A 2,658-nucleotide genomic window follows, 5' to 3' on the forward strand; every position below is an offset into this window, starting at 1 on the left:
CTTCATGCAACGGCCGTCAAAGAACAGCTTGCTGCCGTCGGGATAGGTGTACTCCACCGCGTAGGTGTCAAAGTTTTGGTCGATCCAATCGCCGCGGTAGTGACGTCCGCCCAGAGCCTGAGCCTTGACCGGCCAAGCGTTCTTCATCCAAGACGTTTCGTCGATTTGGTGGATATAGAAATCGCTGAAGCAACCACCGCTGGCCCACAGGAAGCTATGAAAATTCTTGATCTGCCACAGCGTTTCTGGCATGTCGTCCGAGCGACGTTTGGTGAACGCCGATGCGATCGGGCCATGCATACGGTAAGCACGCATCATGATGATGTCGCCGATCTGGCCGTCTTGAATACGCTTGAACAACTCTTGTCGTCCGCGGCAGTGACGAACCATCAAACCCACGCCGCACTTCAGATTCTTCTCATCGGCCTTGGCGGAAAGTTCCAGCATCCGTTTGGACGAAGGCCCGTCGGCAGTCAGCGGTTTCTCCATGAACACGTTCAGGCCCTTGTCGATCGCGTACTGGAAGTGCACCCATCGAAACGCCAGCGGAGTCGCCAGGATCACAATGTCACCCGGTTCGAGCGTATCCATCGCATGCTTGTAAGCATCGAAGCCAACGAACTGCCGTTCCTCAGGTACATCGACTTTCTCCGGCGCATCGATGTGTTCATTGGAAAGAGCCTTCACACTGCGAGCCACGTTCTCCGGAAACACATCCGCCACCGCGACGACTTTCAGCTTCGCGTTGTCCACATGCAACGCATCATTCGCCGCCCCCGTCCCACGACCACCCGCCCCAACCAAAGCCACCTGAATCACATCCGGAGTCTCCTGCCCATGCACCGCGCGAGCATTGAGTGTCGCCCCCGCCGCAACACCGCCAGCCAAGGTCGCTGATTTCAGAAAGCCACGACGACCAAGCGTGTCCCCATCGTTAGCGGAACGGTGCAAGCCGTCCGGTGCCGAGCAGTCGGGCTTCACATCCTGGCATTCAGATCCATCAACAGCATTCACATCACGATTCATCAGGTCAGCTCCAAGGGTGGGATGTTGGGGAGGGAGTCTCGGAAAGTGTCTCCGGGGCCACGCATTCTATCTGAACCCAAGCCGGCTTGTGTCTTGCGCCCCTGCTCCGTTTCACGTTTGAATCTTCCTATCCCAACCCGCCGCGTCAGCAAGGTCACTACAACATCCTGCGCAGCCTCACTGACGTTTCGGGTTATGACTGGCAGTGAGTCTCACGTACGCCCCCTCAAACTGTCCCAACCCGCCGCGTTAGCAAGGCCACTCACCCGTAGCCGCATCCGCCAGAATTCGGAGCCACTTGCATTCTCGTTTCATTGTTCATGCAGCTTGGCAGGTGCTTTTGTAGGCCATGTCTCACATGGCACTCAGCCGATGCTTCGAATGAAGCGAGGCGTCCAGCAAGCCTCGCTTTCTGTCAACTGAATCGCGTTTGCCGCAGATTGCACCGAATTTACAGAGAAGAGATGTCGTTCTACAGGCAGCTCCCCAGTCACAACCCGCCGCGTCAGCAAGGCCACTGCAACATCCTGCGTAGCCTCACTAACGTTTCGGGTTATGACTGGCCGTGAGTCTCACGTACGCCCCCTCAAGCTGTCCCAACCCGCCGCGTCAGCAAGGCCGGTTCACCCGTAGCCGCATCCGCCAGAATTCGGTCCTCACGCTGCGATCAACGCACAACGAGCCACCCCCGAGAGCAGCGTTCTCAATGGCGTGCAAGCCCCCGTTGCCAGCGGGTGGTTGGCAAGGTTTCCGATAGCCATCCTCCATCGCTGAGACGTCTGAGTCAACGCCAGGCTTCGCTCGGATGCGAGGTCGTACCACCCTGTCCGACTGGCCCTGCGGTGAAGTCGCGATGGCCGGTTTTTCCGGTGGATGCAGCCTGAATGGGGATGGGTCATTGCATTCTTGGGCGGTCCCCCGGAGACGAAGAATACGTCTTCTCGGGGGATAAGCCTGATAGCGGTGCTTGGTATCAAGAAGATGAGACGCTCGAATCACCGTAGGGAATGAAATACCACTCGTCCGGTTGGGTGGTTTGTTTCCAAGTGGAAGTTCAGTGAATGAACGTCTGTACGCTCAACCACTGGATTTGTACTCAGGGAAAATAAATTTTTCCAACGCGTTCAGGCATTTGTTCCCCAGAAAACGTTTTGTAACGAGTATTTCCCGGTGGTTGCGATCCGGCATGCAATGGCGTGGGCCCGGAACTTTTTTCCATTCGAGGGGGGTTCTTCAAGTTTTAATCGATCGAATGCTTGTTTACCCTAAAACCCCCAGTTAGGATCTCTCCTCACACTCGAACTGGTACCCCTTCCATGGGGTGCGCGTAGATCGTTTTTCCAGTGATTGGAAGGGGGGTCTGAGTTCGGGCGGATTGATTTGAGGCCGCTTTTGGGCGGCGACTACCTTCACCCTCGATACCAGCGCTCCCAACGATGCACCAACGGTAGCGTTGAGCAATGACACCGGTTCAAGTGACAGTGACTCGATCACCAGTGATGGGTCGCTGAGTGTTATAGGAACCGAGTCAGGTACAACGGCTCAATACTCGGTTGATGGGACGAGCTACAGCAGCACCGCCCCGACCTACGCAAACGATGGGACCGAGGATGGCGAGAAGACGGTGTATGT

Annotated in this window: 1 protein-coding gene; it reads right to left on the reverse strand. The window is 56.5% G+C overall.

Going from position 1 to position 2,658, the window contains the following annotated elements; genetic code table 11:
- Positions 1-1,026: Gfo/Idh/MocA family protein (locus B2R17_RS09445; RefSeq protein ID WP_286763796.1), on the reverse strand; the 1,026-nt coding region annotated here is incomplete at its 3' end.
- Between the last annotated feature and the right edge of the window lie 1,632 nt (positions 1,027-2,658).

Origin of the sequence: Rhodopirellula sp. UBA1907, assembly GCF_002337565.1 — a bacterium.
GTDB classification, from domain to species: Bacteria; Planctomycetota; Planctomycetia; order Pirellulales; family Pirellulaceae; genus Rhodopirellula; species Rhodopirellula europaea.